Source organism: Janthinobacterium foliorum (genome assembly GCF_978021625.1).
The window spans coordinates 454,784-475,207 of the sequence record NZ_CDXDQE010000002.1; the positions used below are offsets into that span (position 1 = coordinate 454,784).

Here is a 20,424-nt window from a genome sequence, read left to right on the forward strand (position 1 = left end):
GTCACGCTCCCCCTGTCATGGCTTGCCCTGGAGCGAACAGCAATCGCCCATCGTCGGCGAAGATCAGCAAGGCATGCGGCTGGCAATACACGGTGCAGGCGCTGCCGATTTCCAGGTTATGCACGCCGCCCAGCTGCGCCACCAGCGCCAGTGCGCCGCGGCGCGCATGCACATAGGTTTCCGAGCCGCTGATTTCCGCCAGGTCCACCTGCGCGGCGATGGGCACGTCGCCATCGGACTGCGGCGACAGATGCAGGCTGTGCGCGCGCACGCCGAGTATCACGTCCGTCTGCGCGCCGATGCGCGCGCGCTGCTCGCCGCTCAAGTGGATGGCCAGGCCGTCGGCTGCCTGCGCCACGCCGTGCGCATCGACCTGCGCGGCGATCAGGTTGATGGGCGGATCGCTGAAGGTGCGCGCCACGGCGATGGAATTGGGCGCGTTGAACACGTCCAGCGTCGGCCCCTGCTGCAGCAGGCGTCCCTCGTGCAGCACGGCCACGTGGCCGCCCAGCTGCAGCGCTTCCAGCGGTTCCGTGGTGGCGTACACCACCGTCGTGCTGCCGCTGGAAAACAGTTCCGTCAATTCGCGGCGCAATTCCTCGCGCAATTTATAGTCGAGATTGACGAGCGGCTCGTCGAGCAGCAGCAGGGACGCATCCTTGATCAGCGCGCGCCCCAAGGCCGTGCGCTGCTGCTGGCCGCCGGACAGTTCGCCCGGCGTGCGCTGCAGATACGGCGTGATATGCAGGCGCTCGGCCAGCGCCTGCACCTTCGCGCGTATCTGCGCCTCGGGCACCTTGCGCAGGCGCAAGGGCGAGGCGATATTGTCGTAGACGGTGAAGGCGGGATAATTGATGAATTGCTGGTACACCATGGCCAGGTTGCGGCGGCTGACCGGCACGCCCGTGACATCCACGCCATCGGCCGTCACCGTGCCGGCGCCGGGCTTGTCCAGGCCCGCCATGACGCGCATCAAAGTGGTCTTGCCGGCACGCGTAGTGCCCAGCAGCACATTGATGGCGCCCGGCACGAGAGCCAGCGACATCGGATGCAAATACGTCTCGGCACCCTGCTTCTTGCTGATATTTTCCAGTACCAGTTGCACGCGCTTCTCCTCCAGTGATGTGTTCTTTTTCGCCGCGCCCTCAGGGGACCCGGTCGGCGGCACGATCTTTTCTACGACAGCAGGGGATGCCGCGCCAGCCAGGCATCGAGCGCGCCCGCCGTCTCGCGCGGCAGGTGCAGGCCCAGCTTGGAGCGCCGCCACAGGATGTCGGCAGCGCTGACGGCCCATTCATGGCGCCGCAAATACGCCACTTCGGCCGCGTACAGGCCGGCGGCGATTTCCTCGCCCATGTCCGCCACCGCGTGCCGGCCATCGAGCAGCACGTGGATACGCATGCCGTACGCGCGCGCATAGCGGGCCACCAGGCTGGCGGGCAGCCACGCATACTCGCGCTGCACGCCCTGCACGAACTGGCCGAACTCGCGCACGGCGCGGTTTTGCGGCGTGCTGCCGAACAGGTCGCCGCCGGGCAGGCAAGCCTTCGCCGTCCAGGCGCCGCGCGTTTTACCCTGCGCCAGCAACGGCGCCAGCAGATCCACCGCTTCCTCGGCCAGCTTGCGGAAGGTGGTGATCTTGCCGCCGAAAATACTCAGCAGCGGCGCCCCATCCTGCTCCAGTTCAAAACGGTAATCGCGCGTCACGGCCTTGGCATCGGCGGCCGCGTCTTCCACCAGCGGGCGCACGCCCGCATACGTCCAGACCACGTCGGCAGGATGGACAGGCTTGCTGAAATAGTAACTTGAAAGTTCGCACAAGTAACTAATTTCCTCGTCGTCAATTTCTACCTTGCCACTGTCGCCCTGGTAATCGAGGTCGGTGGTGCCGATCAGGGTGAAGTCGTGTTCATAGGGAATGGCAAAGACGATGCGCCCGTCGGGATGCTGGAAGATATACGCATGATCATGCGCGAACAGGCGCTTGACGACGATATGGCTGCCCTTGATCAGGCGCAAATGCTTGTGCGGCGCGGCGGGCGCCGCCTGCCGCAGGAATTGCGCCGTCCATGGCCCGGCCGCATTGACGACGCTGCGCGCGCGCACCGTCATCAGCTTGCCGCTGGCATGCTGCAAGGTGGCCAGCCACGCATCGTCCCCCTCGCCCAGGCCATCGCGCGCCAGCGCCGTGCAGCGCGTCCGCGTCAGGATGGTCGCGCCATGTTCCGCCGCATCCATGGCGTTGAGCACCACCAGGCGCGCATCGTCGACCCAGCCGTCGGAATACACGAAGCCGCGCTGGAACTCGGGTTTCAATGGCTGTCCCGCCGCATGGCGCTTGAGGTCGATGCCATGCGAGGCGGGCAGCAGTTCGCGGCGCGCCAGCATATCGTAGAGAAACAGGCCCGCGCGTATCAGCCAGGCGGGACGCTGGCCCTTGGCGTGCGGCATGACGAAGCGCAGCGGCCACATGATGTGCGGCGCCGAGCGCAGCAGCACCTCGCGCTCGATCAGCGCCTTGCGCACGAGGCCAAATTCATAGTATTCCAGGTAGCGCAGGCCGCCGTGTATCAGCTTGGTGGAAGCGGACGAAGTGTGGGCGGCGAGGTCATCCTTTTCGCACAGCAGCACGGACAGCCCCCGCCCGGCCGCGTCGCGCGCGATGCCGGCGCCATTGATGCCGCCGCCCACCACCAGCACGTCGCATTCGAGCGCGCCATCCGCCGCCACTTCCACGTCCTGCCGTGCTGCCGCCATCGGGACTCCGTCGCTGTGAAAGGACCGGCGCGCCAGGAAACACTAGGCGCTGCCGGCAACTGCCGTTAAGATCAAGATTGATGTGATACGCATGCAATATGAATAAGGTTACGTCAAAATACGAACTCATAGCAACATATTTTCATGCCTATTTGTTCGTTTTTGTTCGTTTTTGATTTTTAAAGAGACAAGCCAATGAATTTGAATCCCCGCCAGCGCCGCCTGCTCGAAGCCGTGCGCCAGAAGGTCACCGTGTCGGTCGAGGAACTGGCGCAGCAACTGGAGGTGACGCCGCAAACCGTGCGCCGCGACGTCAAGCAGATGGAGGAAGCGCGCCTGCTGGCCCGCTACCACGGCGGCGTGGGCTTGCCCTCGTCCGTGGAAAACATCGATTACCGCCAGCGGCAAGTGTTCAATAGCGAGGCCAAGCGGCGCATCGCCGCCGCCGTCGCCGCGCAAGTGCCGCATGGCTGTTCGCTGCTGATCAATATCGGCACCACCACCGAGGAAGTGGCGCGCGCGCTGGGCCAGCACACGGGCCTGCACGTGGTGACGAACAACCTGAACGTGGCCGCCATCCTGGCCGACAACGCCGCCTGCGAAGTGATCGTGGCCGGCGGCGTGGTGCGCGGGCGCGACCGCGGCATCGTGGGCGAGGCCACCATCGACTTCATCCGCCAGTTCAAGGTCGACATCGGCATCATCGGCATTTCCAGCATCGACGAGGATGGCAGCCTGCGCGACTTCGATGCCCGCGAGGTGAAGGTGGCGCAAGCCATCATCGAACAGTCGCGCGCAGTGTGGCTGGTGGCCGACCAGCATAAATTCGGCCGCAAGGCCCTGGTGCGCCTGGCCGACCTGGCGCAGGTGGACATGCTGTTTACGGACGCGCCGCCGCCGCCCCGCTTTGCCGCAGTGCTGCGCGATGCGCGCGTGAAGGTGGTCGTGGCGGCGTAAAGAGTGGGACGGGGCCGTATGGCGCCGCGCTGTCGCGTGGGCAAGACGCCTTGTGTGGGGAAGCGCACTGAATGATATGAAATATTTATCAATTCATTAAAAAGCCTGTTACCATTGATGCAACATGCGTTATTTTTTTAATCTTCCTCTCCGGCAGTACGATTATTCGCCTGATATTGCTTTTTATGCACTTAAAGCAATAAAATGAAGGAAAGCGCATGGCAGGTAAATGATTTCCAGTGAAAACAGTGTTAGAACTACCTCACGCAAGACGATTGTTCCCCAACAAACCACTCGACAGCAAGCGCGAAGGCCTTAACCATGCCGGCAGCGCCGCCCAGTGAAGGAAAAGAAATGAGCCACAATTTTGAAGCGGCCGCCATGCCGCAAGCCTCGCATCCCAACAGCGCTTCCGTCAGCGAACTGGAAGCCCACCTCGGCTACTGGCTGCGCTTCGTCTCCAATCACGTTTCCCACAGCTTTCAGAAAAAAGCCGAAGCCAATGGCGTGACGGTGTCCGAATGGGTGGTGCTGCGTGAAATGTTCCGCCTGGGCTGCACTTCGCCCACCGTGCTGGCGCAAGTGGCCGGCATGAGCAAGGGCGCCGTGTCCAAGCTGATCGACCGCCTGGAAAGCAAGGGCATGGTCAGCAAGTCCATCCTGCTGGCCGACCGCCGCCAGCACTCGATCGAACTGACGACGGAAGGCGAAGCGCTGGTGCCCGTGCTGGCCGGCATGGCCGACCAGAATGACGAGGAATTCTTTGGCAAGCTGCCGCGCCAGCTGCGCGAAGACTTGCTCGAAGCGATGAAGGAAGTGGCGCGCACGCATCAGCTCAAGAGCGCGCCGCTGAACTGACGGCGCCAATGCGAAAGGCGCCGCAGCGCCCCTGGGGACAGTGCCGGACGGCAGGTCAGACGGTCGGCGACGGCAAGGCGATGCCGATGGCAGCGGCCGCTTCTGCATTCTCGCCAGGCGAACCGGCCAGCACGTAGCCGCGTTCAAGCAGCTTGCCCGTGTAGTATTTGTTGTACAGGAAGGCCCACACCACGCCGACGATGAACATGCCGAAGCCGGCGGTAAACAGGCCGATGATCACGGTGACGACAAAGGCGCCGATAAACGTAATGAAGTCGCCGCGGAACAGCGCCGGGAAAAAGCCGAAGAAGAACGTGGTCCACGAAAAGCCATAAAAACCGTCTTTCATCAGGCCCGTGTCCTTGTGCTTCATTGCAATACGAGTTGCCATTACATTTCCTTTGCATTTTGAAGTAGAGAAAAATTCAATTCATTTTATCAACTTTGCAAATTGTCGTGTGGAAATTTTTCATGCCCAGCAGGACGCCGCCAGGCGCCTCATCTGGGCTAAGATGACGGCCTGACCGTCTTCCCGGAATACGCATGGCCCTGCACATCGAAACCCCTCTGCTCAACTCGCGCGCCCTGAGCCTGCACAGCGAGCGCGCCATCTGGCTCAAGCTGGAAGCCTTGCAGCCGCCCGGCTCCTTCAAGATCCGCGGCATCGGCCTGGCATGCGAAGAATACGCGCGCCGCGGCGCCAGCCGATTCATCTCCTCTTCCGGCGGCAACGCCGGCATCGCCGTCGCCTATGCGGGACGCCAGCTGGGCATCCCCGTCATCGTCGTCGTGCCGGAAACCACCAGCGAACGGGCCCGCGCCCTGATCGCGCAGGAAGGCGCCGAAGTCATCGTGCACGGCGCCGCCTGGCAGGAAGCCAACGCGCTGGCGCAGTCCATGCTCACGCCGCACGACGCCTTTCTGCACCCGTTCGACGACCCGCTGTTGTGGCAAGGCCACGCGGGCATGATCGATGAAGTGGCGCGCGCGGGCGTGAAACCCGATGCCGTGGTGCTGTCGGTGGGCGGCGGCGGCTTGCTGGCCGGCGTGGCCGAAGGCTTGCAGCGCAATGGCTGGGATGACGTGGCCCTGGTGGCCGTGGAAACCGATGGCGCCGCCTCGCTGGCCGCCGCCGTGGCCGCGCGCGAACACCTGGCCCTGCCCGCCGTGAGCAGCGTCGCCACCTCGCTGGCCGCGCGCCAGGTCTGCGCGCAGGCATTCCACATCAGCCAGACGCGCCCGCTGCACAGCGTGGTGGTGTCGGACCGCGCCGCCGTCGATGCCTGCCAGCGCTTCATCGGCGACCAGCGCCTGGTGGTGGAACCGGCTTGCGGCGCGGCCCTGGCCGCCGTGTACGGAAAAGTGCCGCAGCTGGCGCCCTACCGCAACGTGCTCGTCATCGTCTGCGGCGGCGTGACGGCCACCACGCAGCAGCTCGACCAGTGGAGCGCCAGCCTGTAAGGGCTATGCCGGCGCCTCGAGCAGCGCCACGCCATCGCGGCCCTGTCCCTTGGCCTGGTACAGGGCCTGATCGGCCAGGTCCAGCAACTGCGCCGGCGACTGCTCGCCGGCGCAGTAGACGGCGATGCCGATGCTGGTCGTGACGGCCAGCGGAGCGCCGGCCAGCGCGAACGGCACGCGGATCGCGTCGATGATCTTGGCGCCGATCTGGCGCACTTCCGCCGCGCTCTTGACGCCTTCAAAAATAATGACGAATTCATCGCCGGCCAGCCGCGCCACCAGGTCGCTGGCGCGCACGCTGCGCGCCAGGCGGGCGGCGAACTCCTGCAGCACCGCGTCGCCCGCCTGGTGTCCCAGGCTGTCGTTGATGGCCTTGAAGCGGTCGATGTCCAGATAGGCCAGCGCCATCGGCGCGCCCGTCACGCGCGTGCGCTGCATGCCCAGAGCCAGCTGTTCGTCGAAGCGGCGCCGGTTGGCGATGCCCGTCAGGGTGTCCGTGGCGGCGGCAAACTGCAGCGCCGTATGCACCGCCTTGGCCTTGGTGATCTCGTGGATCAGGCCATACACGCCGGCCACCGCGCCGCTGTCGTCCACATCGGGCACGTAGCTGGTCTGGAAGGCGCGCCGGCCGCGGCCCTTCGCGCCCTCGATGTCGCCCTCGATGTCGCCGTCGACGGTAAACTCGAACTCCACTTCCTCGCCCGCGAAGGCGCGCCGCAGATACTGTTCGCGCAGCTGGTACGCTTCCTCGCCCAGCACCTCGCGGATGGAATGCATCAGGCTTTCCTTGCGCGACATGCCGAACCATTTTTCAAACGTGGCGTTGATGAACTGGTAGCGGTGTTCGCGGTCGATATACACGATGACCACGGGCACATGGTCCGTCAGCAGCTTCAGGCGCCGTTCGCTGTCGCGCGTCTGCGCCTCGGCGATTTCGCGCTCGGCCACCAGCGAGTAAAAATCGCGGCTCAAGTCGCCGATCTCGTCGCGCCGCTCGATCTGCAGTGCTTCGATGCCCAGGCGCTGGCGGCGGATCTGGTGCACCTGGCGGCGCAGGCGCTCCAGCGGCTGCAGCAGGCGCAGCACCACGCGCCAGCCGGCCAGGCCCGCCAGCGCCGCCAGCAGCACGGCGGCCAGCAGGATCTTGCTGCGGATGGCGTGCAGCGGCGCGAACGCATCGCGCATCGGATACACGGAGGCCAGTATCCAGCCCGTCGAAGCGATGCGGTGATAGGCGAACAGCGCATCGACGCCCTGCGCGGTGCGGCCCGCCATCCAGCCTTCGAAACCCTGCATGGCGCGCCGCGTCGGTTCGCTGACGGGCCCCTGCGCTTCGATATGCTGCATGATGCGCGACTTGTCCGGGTGCTCGACGATCACGCCGTCATTCGTCATGATGTACAGGTAGCCGCCCTTGCCCGGCTTGAGCGCTTCCAGGCGCCCCAGGAAATCGGGCTGGCGCAGGTTCACGCTGGCCGCCAGCACATAGCGCACGCCGCCCTGCGCATCGAACACGGGCTGCGTCACGACGACGATGGGCATGCGGGAAATGCTGCCGTTGAGCGGCGCGGAAATGACGGAACGCCGGGTCGCCAGGGTCTGCTCGAAATACGGCCGGCCCTTCAGGCTCATGCCCGCCTGCGCCTTGAAGGGACTCACGCTGGCCAGCAGGGTGCCGTCGATGGCGACCACGCCGGCCGTATAAAATTCCCTGGCCAGCACCGTTTGCGCGGCCAGGAAGCGCTGCAGGCTGGCGCCGTCGTGCGCGCCGCCGGCCGCCAGGCTGTCGGCCATCGCGCGCAGCACATTGCGCCTGGAGTCGAGTTCCTCGTCGATGAAGACGGCGGCGCTGGCCAGCGACACATGCTGCTGGCGTCCCGTCACGTCGCGCATGCCCCGTTCGGCCACGGCCAGCGTGGCCAGCGCCAGCAAGGCCACGGCACCGAGCACCAGCAAAAAGACGACCACGCTCATGCGCGCCTTCAGGCTGGCGGGCAGGCGCCGGCGCAAGCGTTTTCGCCAGCTCGTCACTGCTGCTGCCGCTGCTTCAGGTACAGGCAGATGCGCTCGACCGATTCCTCTAGCGCCAGCGCCTGCGTGTCCAGCGTCAGGGCGGCGTCCAGCGGCGCTTCATACGGCGCGGACACGCCCGTGAATTGCGCCAGCTGGCCCGCGCGCGCCTTCGCATACAGGCCCTTGACGTCGCGCGCTTCGCACACGGCCAGCGGCGTGCTGACATGCACTTCGACGTAGCGTTCGGCGCCGATGATGGCGCCCGCCATGGCGCGGTCGCTGCGGTACGGGGAAATGAATGCGGCGATGACGATCAGGCCCGCCTCGTTCATCAGGCGTGCCACTTCCGCCGTGCGGCGGATATTCTCATGCCGGTCTTCCGGCGTAAAACCCAGGTCGCGGTTCAGGCCATGGCGCAGCTGGTCGCCATCGAGCACGGTCGCGGCGTGGCCCTGCGCCTTCAGCGCCTGTGCCAGCGCCAGGGCGATACTGGTCTTGCCTGCGCCGCTCAAGCCCGTCAGCCAGAGCGTGGGGTGTTGTGCTGCTGTCATCACACTGCCTCTCTCTTGTAGAGCTGGCAATATAGCAAAGCCGCGCGGGAAAGGACAGATTATCAGGCCGCGCTGTGCGCCTCGAGCAGCAACTGTCGTATCTCCGGTACGCAGGAACCGCAATTGCCGCCCGCCCTGACGCAGGCCGTCACCTGCGCCGTGGTGCTCAAGCCATGCCCGCGGATGGCCGCGCAGATGGTGTTGCGTCCCACGCCAAAGCACGAGCAGACGGTGGGACCGGCGTCGACGTCCTTGCCGATGGGCTGGCCCAGCAGCACTCCGGCGCGGTCGGCCGCGCCGAGCTGCGCGTGCGCGAACAGGCCGGCCAGCCAGCTGCGCGACGGCAGGTCCGGCCGCGGCGAGACGTACACGCATTGCGCGATGCGTCCGTCTTCCAGGTGCACGGCGCGGTACACGCCGGCGCTGGCATCCGCATAATCGAGCCAGTCGGCCTGCTCGTCCGTCACGCCCAGGAGCGCGCGCGCCCACCCGCCCAGGTCATCGATGCGCCGGCGCCCGGCCAGCTCGTAGCGCAGGAACTGTTCGCCCTGGATGCGCGTCCAGTGCGCCACGCCATCGAGCTTCAGGGGCGTGCGGCTCAGCACGAAAGCATGCCAGTGCACGCGGAACTGCTCAATGCGCACGGGCGTGTGCTTGAATTCCGGTTCGCCCGAGACGGGGTCGACGACCGGATTGACGACGGCGCCCACGCGCGCGTCGGACGCGTGCGCCTCGCTCCAGTGGATCGGCACGAAGACCTGGCCGCGCGCGATGCCGCCGCCATGCACGACGCGCGCCACCATGGCGCCCCAGGCGCTCGACACGCGCGCCAGCTCCCCTTCGCGCACGCTGTACAGCAGCGCGTCCTGCGGGTGGATGTCGATGAACGCCTCGGCGACATGCGCGGACAGTTTCGCCGCCTTGCCCGTGCGCGTCATGGTGTGCCACTGGTCGCGCACCCGCCCCGTGTTGAGGATCAGCGGATAGTCTTCATCGGGCAGGTGGCGCGGCGCGCGCGGCGGCGTCGGCACGAAACGGGCGCGCCCGTCCGCGTGGGCGAAACGGCCGTCGCCGAACAGCCTCGCCTGGCCCTGCGGCCACTGCTGCGGCGCCAGGGCGTCGTACCCTGCCGCATCCAGGCCGGCCAGGTGGCCCAGGTTGAACAGGCGCGCCGTCTCGCCCCCGTTGCGGAAGGCGGACAGGCGCGCATGCTCGTCGAAGATGGCTTGCGGCGCCGTGAAATCGAAGCCGGCGTAACCCATGCGCCGCGCCACGTCGCACAGCACCTGCCAGTCGGCGCGCGCCGCGCCCGGCGCCGGCAAAAAGGCCCGCTGGCGGGAGATGCACCGCTCCGAGTTCGTCACCGTGCCGTCCTTCTCGCCCCAGCCCAGCGCGGGCAGCAGCACGTGCGCATGGGCGTTCGTGTCCGACTCGGCGCTGATGTCGGACACCACCACCAGTGCGCAGCTGGCCAGTGCGCGGCGCACCTGGTCGGCGTCCGGCATGCTCACCAGCGGATTGGTGGCGATGATCCACACGGCTTTCACCGTGCCCGCCTCGATGGCCTGGAACAGCTCCACGGCTTTCAGTCCGGGCGTGCGCGCGATCGTTGGCGAATGCCAGAACGCCTGCACCGTCTCGCGGTGCAGCGGATGATCCAGCTCCAGGTGCGCCGCCAGCATGTTGGCCAGGCCGCCCACTTCGCGCCCGCCCATGGCGTTCGGCTGGCCCGTGAGGGAAAACGGTCCCATGCCGGGATGGCCGATGCGCCCCGTCGCCAGGTGGCAGTTGATGATGCTGCTGACCTTGTCCGTGCCGGAAGACGACTGGTTCACGCCCTGCGAAAACGCCGTGACGACCTTGCGCGTGGCGGCAAACGCCTGGTAGAACGCCAGCAAGGCGTGCGCATCGACCTTGCAGATTTTCGCCACCTGCAGCGGATCGCCGCAATCCACATGCGCGGCCGCCAGCGCCGCGTCCAGCCCTGCACTGTGCCGCGCGACGAAAGCCTCGTCGATCAGGCCTTCCCGCGCCAGATGACACAGCAAGCCGTTGAACAGCCACACGTCCGTGCCCGGTTTCACGGGCAAATGTACGTCGGCCAGCTCGCAGGTGGCCGTGCGGCGCGGGTCGATCACTACCAGTTTTACCTCCGGCCGGCTTTCGCGGATGCGCGCGATGCGCTGGAACAGGATCGGATGGCACCAGGCCGTGTTCGAGCCGACCAGCACGATCATGTCGGCCAGTTCCAGGTCCTCGTAGCAGCCGGGCACGATGTCTTCGCCGAACGCGCGCTTGTGGCCGGCCACGGCCGACGACATGCACAGGCGCGAATTGGTGTCGATATTCGCGCTGCCCACGTAGCCCTTCATGAATTTGTTGGCGATGTAATAGTCTTCCGTCAGCAACTGGCCCGACACATACAGGGCCACGGCGTCGGGGCCATGTTCATCGATGATGGCGCGCAAACCGCCGGCCACCTTGTCCAGCGCGGCGTCCCAGGTGGACGGCTGCAGCACGCCGTCGACGCGCAGCTGCGGCCGCAGCAGCCGCTTGTCGAGGCCCAGGGTGTCGCCCAGCGCCGCGCCTTTCACGCACAGCTTGCCCAGGTTGGCCGGGTGGCTGGCATCGCCGGCGATGCGGATGGCGCCATCGGGCAGATGCGCCGCTTCCACGCCGCAGCCGACGCCGCAATAGGGGCAGGTGGTTTTCACGGGCAGGCAAGTCGTCATGGGGATTCCAGTCAGGCGGCCTGGCCGCACAGGGCCTGGCCAAACAGCAAATGGGAGCGCAGCGCGCCGATGTCGCGGCGCTGCTGGATCAGGTCGAAATACCAGGGGCCGTCCTGCACCTCGCCGTACAGCACGGCGCCCACCAGGCGGCTGCCCTGCACCACCAGGCGCTTGTAGACGCCGCGGCGCGGGTCGCGCAGCACCAGGTCTTCGCTGCCCTCGCCGCCGAGGATGTCGCCGGCCGAGTACAGGTCGATGCCCGTCACTTTCAATTTGGTGGCGCTGGCCTGCTGCACGTAGCGCCGGTGGCCCGCGCCCGCCAGGTGGGCGCCGCACACGCGCGCCTGCTCCCAGATGGGCGCCACCAGGCCGAAGGTGGCGCGCCGGTGCTGCACGCATTCGCCCACGGCGTAGATGCGCGGATCATAGCTTTGCAGGCAGTCGTCGACGACGATGGCGCGCTCGCAATGCAGCCCGGCGTCCCTGGCCAGGGCGATGTTCGGCCGCACGCCCGCCGTCATCACCACCAGGTCGGCGGGGATGCCGCTGCCGTCCGCGAAGCGCACGCCCTGCACCCGATCCGTGCCGGTGATTTCGGCCGTCTGCGCATGCATCAAAAACCGCAGGCCGCGCGCTTCCAGCGCCGTTTTCAGCAGCATCGAGGCAGGTGCATCGAGTTGCTGGTTCATCAGGCTGCCGCCCATGTGCACCACGGTGACGTCCATGCCCTGGCGCTGCAAGCCATTGGCCGCTTCCAGTCCCAGCAGGCCGCCGCCGATGACCACCGCGTGGCGGTGCGCGCGCGCCGCCTGCAGCATGGCGTCGACGTCGCTGATATCGCGAAAGCCGATCACGCCAGGCAGCGCGTGGCCCGGCACGGGCACGATGAAGGGCGTCGAGCCCGTCGCCAGCAGCAGGCGGTCATAGCGCACCCCGATGCCGGACAAGGCATGCACCGTGCGGGCCTGGCGGTCGATGCGCAGTACCGGGTCGCCCGCGTGCAGGGTGATGCCATGCTGCGCATACCAGTCGCGCGTGTGCAGCATGATGTCATCCACCGTCTTTTCGCCGGCCAGCAGCGGGGAAAGCAGGATGCGGTTGTAGTTGCCGTGCGGTTCGGCGCCGAACACGGTGATGTCGTACAGGTCTGGCGCCAGCTGCAGCAATTCCTCGACCGTGCGCATGCCGGCCATGCCGTTGCCGACGACGACGAGGGAAGGACGCGCAGCGGCCCTGACTGGCGGGTTCACAGGGCCACCCACACCATGCCGCCGAACACGCGCGCGGGCCAGGTGGCGACAGCGTGCTCCGGCGCCTCGATGCACTCGCCGCTGGCCAGGTCGAAATGCTGCTTGTACAGGGGCGAGGCGACGACGATGCGCTCGCCGATGCTGCCGACGATACCGCGCGACAGCACGGAAGCGCCCGCGTGCGGATCGATATTGTCGATGGCGAAGACGCGCGGCACCGCATCGCCGACGCGGAACACGGCCACGTGGCGGCCGTTCAGCAGCGCGCACACGCCCGTGTCGGGCACGATGTCGGCCAGCGAACACACGGCCACCCAGCTGGCGCCGGCGGACAGGGACATGTCATTCATGGTCACGCCTCCACGGCAAGGATGGGAATCACGGTGCTGCGGCGTTCACTCTCGGTGGCGGGCCGGATCTGGCCCCGCTCCTCGACGAACACCACGTTTTCATCCGTGCTGTCGCTGTTGACGAAGTGGCGGAAGCGCTGGCGCACGGCGGGCTCGGTGACGGCCGTCTTCCACTCGCAGGCATAGGTATCGACCACGTGCTGCATGTCCGCCTCCAGCTCGGCGCCCAGGCCCAGGCTGTCGTCGATGATGACGCGCTTGAGGTAATCGAGGCCGCCTTCGAGGTTGTCGCGCCACACGCTGGTGCGCTGCAGACGGTCGGCCGTGCGCACGTAGAACATCAGGAAGCGGTCGACATAGCGCACCAGGGTGGCTTCATCGAGGTCCGATGCGATCAGTTCCGCGTGGCGCGGCTTCATGCCGCCATTGCCGCACACGTACAGGTTCCAGCCCTTTTCCGTGGCGATCAAGCCCACGTCCTTGCCCTGCGCCTCGGCGCATTCGCGCGTGCAGCCGGACACCCCGAACTTGATCTTGTGCGGCGTGCGCAAGCCCTTGTAGCGGTTTTCCAGCCGGATCGCAAAACCCACGCTGTCGGCCACGCCGTAGCGGCACCAGGTGGAACCGACGCACGATTTGACCGTGCGCAGCGACTTGCCGTAGGCGTGGCCCGATTCGAAGCCGGCCGCAATCAGCTCTTCCCATATGGCCGGCAACTGCTCGACGCGCGCGCCGAACAGGTCCACCCGCTGGCCGCCCGTGATCTTGGTATATAAACCGTATTTTTTCGCCACCATGCCCACGGCGATCAAGCCGTCGGCCGTCACCTCGCCGCCCGGCATGCGGGGTACCACCGAGTACGTGCCATCCTTCTGGATATTGCCGAGGAAGTAATCGTTACTGTCCTGCAGGCTCGCATGCACGGGCGAGAGGATGAAATCGTTCCAGCATGAGGCGAGGATATTCGCCGCCACGGGCTTGCACACGTCGCAACCCAGGCCCCGGCCATGCGCGGCCAGCAGGGCGCCGAAGCTGCGGAGCTTGCCGACGCGCACCAGGTGATGCAATTCCTGGCGCGAATACGCGAAGTGCTCGCACACGTGGTTGTTCACCGCCATGCCCTGCCTCTGCATTTCCGCCTTCATGACCTGCGTCACCAGGGGCACGCAGCCGCCGCAGGCCGTCCCCGCGCACGTAGCACTTTTCAGGGCGCCGATGCTGGTCGCGCCAGCGGCCACGGCCGCGCACAGCGCGCCCTTCGACACGTCGTTGCACGAGCAGATTTGCGCGCCAGCGGGCAAGGCGTCCACGCCCAGGCCGACCTTTTGCTGGCCATCGGCCTGCGGCAGGATGAGGAATTCGGGCGATGCCGGCAGCTCGATTTTATTGAGCATCATCTGCAGCAGGGTGCCGTATTCGCTGGCGTCGCCCACCATCACGCCGCCCAGCAGATACTTGCCGCAAGCGGAAACGACGATCTTCTTGTAGATCTGCTTGCGCTCGTCCATGAACTGGTAGGAGCGGCTGCCCGGCGCATGGCCGTGCGGGTCGCCCAGGCTGGCCACGTCCACGCCCATCAGTTTCAATTTGGTGCTCATGTCGGCACCCTTGAAGCCGGCCCCGCCCGCTTCTCCTTCCTCCTCCTGCAGCACGTGGCGCGCCGCGATGCGCGCCATTTCATAGCCCGGCGCCACCAGGCCGAAGACCAGGCCGCCCCACAGCGCGCATTCGCCGATGGCATAGATATCGGGGTCGGACGTGAGGCAGCTGTCGTCGATGGCGATGCCGCCGCGCGGCCCCACGTCCAGGCCGCAGGCGCGCGCCAGCTCGTCGCGCGGGCGGATGCCGGCCGAGAAGACGATCATGTCCGCCTCCAGGTGGCTGCCGTCGGCGAACTGCATGCGGTGCGTGGCCGCCTCGCCATCGACGATGGCCAGGGTATTTTTTTGCGTGTGCACGGTCACGCCCAGTTCCTCGATCTTGCGGCGCAGGACGCGCGCGCCGCCCTCGTCCACCTGCACGGCCATCAGGCGCGGCGCGAATTCCACCACGTGGGTATCGAGCTGCAAATCGCGCAAGGCTTTCGCGCATTCGAGGCCCAGCAGGCCTCCGCCGATCACCACGCCCGTTGCGGACTTGCCGCCCCAGGCCAGCATGGCTTCCAGGTCTTCGATGGTGCGGTAGACGAAGCAGCCGTCGCGCTCCTTGCCCGGCAGCGGCGGCACGAAGGGCGTGGAACCGGTGGCGAAGACCAGCTTGTCGTAGGCCAGCACCTCGCCCGTGCTGGCCGTGACGGTTTTTGCCGCGCGGTCGATGGAGACGGCCCGCGCATTGAGTTTCAAGGCGACGTTGTCCTTGTCGAAGAAACCGGGCGCCACCAGCGACAGGTCGTCGGCCGATTTACCGCTGAAAAACTCGGACAGGTGCACCCGGTCGTAGGCGGGACGGGGCTCTTCGCACAGCACGGTGACATGCAGGTGCGGCGCATGTTCCAGCGCCAGGCGTTCGAGGAATTTGTGCCCGACCATGCCATGGCCAAGGACGACGATTTTCAGAGGGTGGTGCATGCTGTTCTCCTCAGGCCGCGGCCATCGATGGTTCGGCCGCTGCGCGGGTAAAGCGCGCGGCGATGGCGCACAGGGCCGAGATCACCACCAGCACGCTCAAGATGATCAGGGTCTGGCGGATGTCGCCCGTGCCCTTCATCAAAAAACCGGCCGCCACGGCGCCCACGTTGCCGCCCGCGCCGATGATCCCTGCCACGCCGCCCAGGGCGCGGCTGTCGATGAAGGGCACCAGTGCATAGGTAGCGCCGCAGGCCATGTGGGTGAACAGGCCGAAGACCAGCATGGCGATGACGGCCCAGGTGACGCTGTCGACTTTCGCAAACCACAGCAGGCCCACGCCTTCGCCGATCATCAGCATGAACAGCAATGTCACGCGGCTGTTCAAATTGCCGCGCAAGGCCAGTTTGTCCGACAGCCAGCCGCCGAGGGCGCGGGCGAACAGGGCCAGCAAGCCGAAGCTGCCGGCGGCCAGGCCGGCCGATTTCAGGGACAGGCCGAAATGCTCGACGTAGTACACGGCGGCGATATTGTGGATGAAGATTTCGATGCCGAAGCAGGCGCCGTAGGTGACGAACAGCAGCCACACGCGGTAGTTGGCGCTGGCCGCCTTGAAGCTGGCCCAGCCGCCGGCCGGAGCCTGTCCGGCCTTCGCCCCCTCAATGGCCACGCCGGCAGCGCGCAAATCCGAGTAATTGCCTTCCGGGCAATCCTGCGTATAGCGCCAGTACAGCGCGGCCATGACCAGCATCAGCACGCCCGGCACCAGCAGGGCGATGCGCCAGCCCAGCGATTCGGACACGCCCAGCATCAGCACGGCGCCCAGCAGCAAGGGCATCAGCGCCTGCGCCGCGCCGCCGCCCGCATTGCCCCAGCCGGCGGCGGCGGCATTCGCCGTGCCCACCACGCGGGGGGCGAACATCACGGAGGTGTGATATTGCGTGATAACAAAGCTGGCGCCCACGGCGCCGATGCCCAGGCGAAAGAACAGGAAGCTTTCATAGCTTTGCGCAGCGGCCACGCCCAGCACGGGGATGGCGCCCAGCAGCAGCAAGCCCGTGTAGGTCTTGCGGGGGCCGTAGCGGTCGCACAAGGGACCGACGAGCAGGCGCACGAGGATGGTGATGGCGACGGCCGCAATATTGATGTTGGCCACTTGCGCCAGCGACAGGCCGAACTCGCCCTTGATGACCGGCATCAGCGGCGCGCAGGCGAACCAGGCGAAGAAACACACGAAAAATGCCATCCACGTCAGGTGGAATGCGCGCATGGGCGGCGTGGCGAGGGAGAAGAGCTCGATGCGCGTTGCTTTTTGGCTGGCCATGATTGGTTCCCGAAATATCCCGTTGATAAAACAAAACGGCGCCCGCCCCTGCCGATGAAAATCAGCCAGGGCGGACGCCGTTGTCCAGGTGGTCCGTCGTTGGACCGTCGTGCGTTTATTCAGGGGATCGCCGTTGATCCGTCTCTTCTGCTTAGCAAGCGCCGTGCCAGGCCGCGGCCCGGGCACGCGGCCTTATCGGCACGCAGTTTGCGCCAGATCATGTCACCTGACGGTGCAGACACGCCACTTCCTGGTGCAGGCGGGAACTGGCGCAGCGCACGGCTTGTCTAAATACTATTGGCAAGACGAAACGGGAGGAGCGGGTGAGCGATCGCGTGCACAATCCGGTGAACATTCGAGTGAACGCGAGCAATCAGCGGAGCAATCGCATCGGCAATCTGCCTTGGTGGCAACGTTGGCGCCAAGGCAGATGGATGGCGTGTGCCTGCGTTGGCGCGCTCCTGTTTGCCTGGAGCAGCAGCGTGGCGGCACAAGCCGGTGCGGCGCCCAAGGAACACAGCGAACTTGATGCCACCGTGCAAGCACCGTTCCGCGCCGCGCCGGCCCAGCGCGGCACGCAGGCGCGCACGTTTGTCGTGCGCCTCGCCTATCCGGACGCGGGCCGCCCGCACGCCGTGCGCTGGAGCTTGACCTTGTCCGGCCCCGGCCCGCAAGGCGCCGTGCTGCGGCGCTGGGCAGGCACGGAACAGGTGGGCGCCGGCGGTGCCGGCGAGCGCAGCATCAGCCTGCCGTGGGACGGGCGGACCGACGCCGATGCCCGCGAACGCCGCGTGCAGGCAGCGGACGGCCTGTACCAGCTGCGCCTGCTTGCCGTGGCCGACCCGGGCACGCCGCAGGCAGCGCAGGTGGAGCAGCAGTGGCAAATCCAGGTGCAGCGGGGGCGCAGCGCCGCGCCCCGCATCCCCGCCTTCCAGGCCGGCATGCGGCAACTGTCCGGCCTTGATGGCCAGGCCGGCTACCGCATCGTCTACGCCAACCTGCACAGCCAGACGCGCCACAGCGACGGCGGCGCGGCGCTCGATGCCTGCAATGGCGCGCAGGAGCCGCAGACGGCGCCGTTCGGCCCCATCGATGCCTATGTGTATGCGCAGCAGCATGGCCTCGACGCCCTGCTGACGTCCGAGCACAATCATATGTATGACGGTTCCGACGGCACCAACAGCGCGGCGGAACCGGCGGAGGCGAAAGCCCTGTACCAGACGGGCCTGGCCGAAGCGGCCGCCTATTCGGCCGCCCATCCCGGCTTCCTGGCCCTGTACGGCATGGAATGGGGCGTCATCAACAAGGGCGGGCACCTGAATATTTTCAATAGCGAGCAGTTGCTGGGCTGGGAAAGGAACGCGCGCGGCGAACTGCTGGCCGATGTGGAAACGCCGAAGAGCGACTACCCCGCCCTGTATGCGCTGATGCGCGCGCGTGGCTGGCTGGGCCAATTCAACCATCCCGCCTACGCGGGGCAATTTCTCGTCAATGGCCAGCCGCTGGGCTACACGCCGGATGGCGATGCGGCCATGGTCTTGTGCGAAGTGATGAACACGTCCGCATTTTCCAGCAACGACAAGGAAACGGAAAACCGGCGCAGCAATTACGAGGCGGCCTGCAACCGGGCGCTGGCGGCCGGCTACCACGTGGCGTTCAGCAGCAACCAGGACAACCACTGCGCCAACTGGGGCGCCGCGTATGGCAACCGCACGGCCGTGCTCATGCAGGCACAAGCCGGCATGCCCCTGTCACGCGACAGCTTCCTCGCAGCGCTGCGCGCGCGCCGCGTGTTTGCCACCATGGACAAGCATGCGCAGCTGCTGTTCACGGCCAATGGCAGGCCGATGGGCGAACGCTTCGACAACCAGGGGACGCTGCAGCTGGCCACCAGCTTCAGCAACAGCGCGGGGCGCCAGGCGGCGGCCATCGCCATCTTCCACGGTGTGCCAGGCGGCAACGGTTCCGTCACGCCCATCGCCGACCAGGCCAGCATCACCGTCACGCCTGCCCCCGGCCCGCATTTTTATTATGCGCGCCTGACGCAGGATGACGGCAACATCGTCTGGTCGGCGCCCGTCTGGGTCAATCAGCTGCCTTAGCACGCCAACGCTGCGTACGTTAGCGAACTGACGGGACCGCCAGGCAATGTTCCAATCGACGATAGGCCTGGAAATATGTTCCGGCCATCGTCCAGGAAGGAAGCCCCCATGAACAAGAACATCGTCTTTTCCGCCATGATTGCCACTTTGCTGGCCAGCGGCGCATCGGCCTTCGCCCAGGATCGCCACGAACAGAACGACCGCATGGCGCAGCAACACGAACAGCGCGGCGAACGCGGCGATCAACGCGGCGACAAGCATGGTGATGATCACCGCGGCAACGACCATGGCCGCCCGGAGAATAGCCACGGGCAGCCAGGCAGCCGTGGCGTCGGTCCGCGCCACGAGCTGCACAAGGGCAATCGCCTGCCGGCCGAGTACCGCACCAGGCAGCATGTCGTCAATGACTGGCGCGCCCGCCGCCTCAGCCCTCCGCCTCGCGGCCACCAGTGGGTGAAGGTCGACAATGACTACGTGCTGATGGCGGTGGCAACGGGCTTGATCGCGAATATTATCCTGGGCAACTAACCCTGGCGCATGCCGCCCTGCACGACGGGCGCATGCAGCGCCATCAAGTCGGCGACCCAGTCGATGAAGACGCGCAGCTTCTTGCTGACATGCCGGTTCGGCGGATACGCCAGGTACAGCGGCATCGGTGCGATCCGCCACTGCGGGAACAGCGGCACCAGCGTCCCTGCCGCCACGTGGGGCCTGGCCATGTAGTCGGGCAGCCACAGCACGCCCAGACCCGCCAGCCCTGCCGCCAGGTAGGCGTTGCCGTCATCGATGGACAGGATGTGCTGGCCTTCGATCGTCACGCGCGTGTCGCCCTGCTGCATCACGGCAGGTAAACTGCCGTCGCGTCCCCAGCGAAAGCGCACGATGCGGTGCCGCGCCTCCTGCAACTGCTCAGGGTGCACGGGCATGCCCGCGCGCGCCAGATAGCCGGGCGCCGCATACACGGCCAGTTGCAAGTCGCCGATCTTGCGCGCCACCAGCGACTGGTCGCGCACTTCCCCGCCACGGATGACGCAATCGACATTTTCCCCGATTACATCGACCATGCGGTCGCTGGCGCCCATGTCCAGCTGGATGTCCGGATAGCGGGCGGAAAACTGCGGCAGCGCGGGCACCAGCAGCATGCTGGCGAGCGGACTGGGCACGTCTACCCGCAACTGGCCGCGCGGCAGCGCGGCGGCGCCGGGCAAGGTGGTTTCAATCTCGTCCAGGGTGGCCAGCAGGGGCACGATGCGCTCGTAATACGCGGCACCATCGGCCGTGACGTTGACCTTGCGCGTCGTGCGGTTCAGCAATGTCAAGCGCAGGCGGGCTTCCAGCTGCTGCACCAGCTGGGTCACGCTGGCGCGGCTCATGTGCAAGGTCTGGGCCGCCCGCGTAAAACTGCCCGTCTCCACCACCCGCACAAACACGCGCATCGCATCCAGCTTGTCCATCGTCACCTCCGCCACTCGATTGTTTGGATTATACAAACAGTCTTGGGGAGA

At 66.5% G+C, this 20,424-nt stretch carries 16 protein-coding genes; 5 read left to right on the forward strand and 11 right to left on the reverse strand.

All coding sequences use genetic code 11. The features are described from left to right. Position 1: 1 nt before the first annotated feature. Together ACZ92H_RS06520 and glpD are read right to left on the reverse strand one after the other, a co-directional pair. Positions 2-1,105, reverse strand: coding sequence for an ABC transporter ATP-binding protein (locus ACZ92H_RS06520; protein ID WP_131373022.1), 1,104 nt, complete (start codon positions 1,103-1,105; stop codon positions 2-4). 71 nt (positions 1,106-1,176) lie between these two features. After that, positions 1,177-2,757 (reverse strand): glycerol-3-phosphate dehydrogenase, encoded by a 1,581-nt coding sequence (gene glpD / locus ACZ92H_RS06525; protein WP_465048742.1) that lies wholly within the window; start codon positions 2,755-2,757, stop codon positions 1,177-1,179. A gap of 195 nt (positions 2,758-2,952) precedes the next feature. Between glpD and ACZ92H_RS06530 the strand changes: the two genes are divergently transcribed. Beyond that, positions 2,953-3,714: a DeoR/GlpR family DNA-binding transcription regulator gene (locus ACZ92H_RS06530; protein ID WP_465048743.1), complete on the forward strand. Its 762-nt coding sequence runs from the start codon at positions 2,953-2,955 to the stop codon at positions 3,712-3,714. A 354-nt stretch (positions 3,715-4,068) separates the two neighbouring features. Continuing rightward, the gene (locus tag ACZ92H_RS06535) at positions 4,069-4,572 is read left to right on the forward strand and encodes a MarR family winged helix-turn-helix transcriptional regulator (RefSeq protein ID WP_131373019.1); all 504 of its coding nucleotides are present in this window, start codon (positions 4,069-4,071) and stop codon (positions 4,570-4,572) included. A 55-nt stretch (positions 4,573-4,627) separates the two neighbouring features. On the opposite strand, the gene ACZ92H_RS06540 is transcribed toward ACZ92H_RS06535, so the two are convergent. Continuing rightward, on the reverse strand, positions 4,628-4,963 hold the full coding sequence (locus ACZ92H_RS06540; protein ID WP_131373018.1) for a hypothetical protein: 336 nt from the start codon (positions 4,961-4,963) through the stop codon (positions 4,628-4,630). A 152-nt stretch (positions 4,964-5,115) separates the two neighbouring features. On the opposite strand from ACZ92H_RS06540, the gene ACZ92H_RS06545 reads away from it, so the two are divergent. Continuing rightward, complete coding sequence (locus tag ACZ92H_RS06545; protein WP_465048744.1) at positions 5,116-6,033, forward strand: pyridoxal-phosphate dependent enzyme; 918 nt, start codon at positions 5,116-5,118, stop codon at positions 6,031-6,033. A gap of 3 nt (positions 6,034-6,036) precedes the next feature. Here the strand turns inward: ACZ92H_RS06545 and ACZ92H_RS06550 are convergent, their stop codons facing one another. From ACZ92H_RS06550 to ACZ92H_RS06580, 7 genes are all read right to left on the reverse strand, one after another. After that, positions 6,037-8,064, reverse strand: coding sequence for a diguanylate cyclase domain-containing protein (locus tag ACZ92H_RS06550; protein WP_131373016.1), 2,028 nt, complete (start codon positions 8,062-8,064; stop codon positions 6,037-6,039). After that, positions 8,061-8,597 (reverse strand): adenylyl-sulfate kinase, encoded by a 537-nt coding sequence (gene cysC / locus ACZ92H_RS06555; protein ID WP_131373015.1) that lies wholly within the window; start codon positions 8,595-8,597, stop codon positions 8,061-8,063. Before cysC ends, ACZ92H_RS06550 begins: the two co-directional genes overlap by 4 nt. Positions 8,598-8,659: 62 nt before the next feature. Beyond that, the gene (locus ACZ92H_RS06560) at positions 8,660-11,329 is read right to left on the reverse strand and encodes a molybdopterin-dependent oxidoreductase (protein ID WP_465048745.1); all 2,670 of its coding nucleotides are present in this window, start codon (positions 11,327-11,329) and stop codon (positions 8,660-8,662) included. A gap of 11 nt (positions 11,330-11,340) precedes the next feature. Then, entirely contained in the window at positions 11,341-12,579 is a 1,239-nt protein-coding gene (locus tag ACZ92H_RS06565) for an NAD(P)/FAD-dependent oxidoreductase (RefSeq protein WP_465048746.1), read from the reverse strand. Then, positions 12,576-12,929, reverse strand: a complete 354-nt coding sequence (gene nirD / locus ACZ92H_RS06570) for a nitrite reductase small subunit NirD (protein WP_465048747.1) — start codon at positions 12,927-12,929, stop codon at positions 12,576-12,578. Before nirD ends, ACZ92H_RS06565 begins: the two co-directional genes overlap by 4 nt. A gap of 2 nt (positions 12,930-12,931) precedes the next feature. Further along, positions 12,932-15,496, reverse strand: a complete 2,565-nt coding sequence (nirB, locus tag ACZ92H_RS06575) for a nitrite reductase large subunit NirB (protein ID WP_465048748.1) — start codon at positions 15,494-15,496, stop codon at positions 12,932-12,934. A 10-nt stretch (positions 15,497-15,506) separates the two neighbouring features. Continuing rightward, positions 15,507-16,817 carry an MFS transporter gene (locus ACZ92H_RS06580; protein ID WP_465048749.1) on the reverse strand — a complete coding sequence of 437 codons (1,311 nt, stop codon included), beginning with the start codon at positions 16,815-16,817 and terminating at the stop codon, positions 15,507-15,509. A gap of 482 nt (positions 16,818-17,299) precedes the next feature. On the opposite strand from ACZ92H_RS06580, the gene ACZ92H_RS06585 reads away from it, so the two are divergent. Together ACZ92H_RS06585 and ACZ92H_RS06590 are read left to right on the forward strand one after the other, a co-directional pair. Beyond that, positions 17,300-18,919 (forward strand): CehA/McbA family metallohydrolase, encoded by a 1,620-nt coding sequence (locus ACZ92H_RS06585; RefSeq protein WP_465048750.1) that lies wholly within the window; start codon positions 17,300-17,302, stop codon positions 18,917-18,919. 108 nt (positions 18,920-19,027) lie between these two features. After that, positions 19,028-19,447 carry an RcnB family protein gene (locus ACZ92H_RS06590; protein WP_465048751.1) on the forward strand — a complete coding sequence of 140 codons (420 nt, stop codon included), beginning with the start codon at positions 19,028-19,030 and terminating at the stop codon, positions 19,445-19,447. On the opposite strand, the gene ACZ92H_RS06595 is transcribed toward ACZ92H_RS06590, so the two are convergent. Continuing rightward, positions 19,444-20,373, reverse strand: coding sequence for a LysR family transcriptional regulator (locus ACZ92H_RS06595; protein ID WP_465048752.1), 930 nt, complete (start codon positions 20,371-20,373; stop codon positions 19,444-19,446). The genes ACZ92H_RS06590 and ACZ92H_RS06595 overlap by 4 nt on opposite strands. Between the last annotated feature and the right edge of the window lie 51 nt (positions 20,374-20,424).